Origin of the sequence: Epilithonimonas xixisoli (genome assembly GCF_004365655.1) — a bacterium.
GTDB classification, from domain to species: Bacteria; Bacteroidota; Bacteroidia; order Flavobacteriales; family Weeksellaceae; genus Epilithonimonas; species Epilithonimonas xixisoli.
This window is the reverse complement of sequence record NZ_SOEO01000010.1, coordinates 1-1,353: the sequence shown is the minus strand read 5'-3', so window position 1 is coordinate 1,353 and position 1,353 is coordinate 1. Positions and strand designations below refer to the sequence as shown.

Genomic DNA, 1,353 nt, shown 5'->3' with positions numbered 1-1,353 from the left:
GTCAAAAATTCACGTTTTGTGCTTCGGTAGAAATTTGTATTTTAGTTGAAAGTTTCGGCTTCGATTTGCCCGCCATCGCCAAGCCCCGAAACGTTAGCCGTAATGTTAAAAACTCGGCTCCGAATAGAAAATTTTGAAATTTTTTGGCTATTTTTTTTGTATTTTAGAGGAATGAAAAAAAATGCTGAAATACAATTGGATTTTGAGATTGACAAACTGACAAAGTCAATTGAAAACGCAATTTCGGGCGAAAGTTTTCTAACGGAAATCGTTCCCTTAAATCTTGCTGACAAAAAGATTATCAAAAAATCTGATTGGAATTTTGACTGGAAAAAAGAGATTGACGATACAACAAAGTTGGTTTTTAAATTAAACACTATTGAAAATCCAAAAATTATTCAAGGATTAATTTCTTTAACTGACAAAGGCGACCACATTTTTATGGATTTGATTGAGAGTGCGAAATTTAATAAAGGAAAAAGCAAACTTTATTCGGGAGTGGCGGGAAATTTGGTTGCTTTTGCCTGCAAAACGTCTTTTGAGAAAAATTATGACGGGGTTGTTTCATTTGTAGCCAAAACTCAACTAATGGTGCATTATGAAAAAACTTTGGGAGCAAAGCGTTTTGCAGGAAACAGAATGTTTATTGATACACAGGAAGCAAAATTTTTAGTTAAACAATATTTTAAAGATTTCAAGTTATGATAGATATAAAAAAATTAGAAGAAAAAGAAGTTGTTTTCTCAAATGTAAAACCAACCGAAAAAGAAGATATTGAGTTTAGCAAATTTCTAAAAGAAAGAAAACTCAAAAAGCAAAGGCCTCAAAACAAGCCGAAAAAAGTGAAAGCATAAAAACACTACGGCTAACAAGGGTTTTGCAATAGTGGGGCGAAACTGCAAAGTTCAACGGTAGTTCTTCGGTTCAACTTTTGTACAAAATTGAAGATTTTCGCTTCGATTGCCCCACCATCGCAAAGCCCCGGAACGTTGTCTGCAATATTTTTTTTCAAATCTACCCTATCGAATTTTCTGAAATTGAATTTAACTGAAGTTCCAAAAATGAATATTCTAAAATTTGAAAATCGAAAATCGAGAAGTCTAAATTGAAAATTCTTGAGAACTGACAATTTGAATTTAATGAAAAAAAAACTGAAAACTGAAAACTGAAAATTAACAAGGAATTTATGGACAAAAAATTTGACTGAAAAATAACTTTGAAAAATAAACTGACGAAAAACGAAATTTAACTGAAAAACAAACCGCTGAATTTCTGCTTCTCTAAATCGAAATGAACGCACGAAATTTCCGATTCGACTGAATAAAAAATACTGCAGACAACATCGGTTTGGCA

2 protein-coding genes are annotated in these 1,353 nt (G+C 32.2%); both read left to right on the top strand.

All coding sequences use genetic code 11. From position 1 onward, the window contains the following. The first annotated feature begins 171 nt into the window (after positions 1 to 171). On the top strand, positions 172 to 705 hold the full coding sequence (locus tag B0I22_RS16030; RefSeq protein ID WP_133946625.1) for a hypothetical protein: 534 nt from the start codon (positions 172 to 174) through the stop codon (positions 703 to 705). After that, on the top strand, positions 702 to 854 hold the full coding sequence (locus tag B0I22_RS16215; protein ID WP_166668258.1) for a hypothetical protein: 153 nt from the start codon (positions 702 to 704) through the stop codon (positions 852 to 854). Before B0I22_RS16030 ends, B0I22_RS16215 begins: the two co-directional genes overlap by 4 nt. Positions 855 to 1,353 lie beyond the last annotated feature (499 nt).

What these genes read in the sequence shown, in the direction of transcription:
- B0I22_RS16030 (WP_133946625.1), top strand. Translation starts at nt 172, where the DNA reads ATGAAAAAAAATGCTGAAATACAATTGGATTTTGAGATTGACAAACTG.
- B0I22_RS16215 (WP_166668258.1), top strand. Translation starts at nt 702, where the DNA reads ATGATAGATATAAAAAAATTAGAAGAAAAAGAAGTTGTTTTCTCAAAT.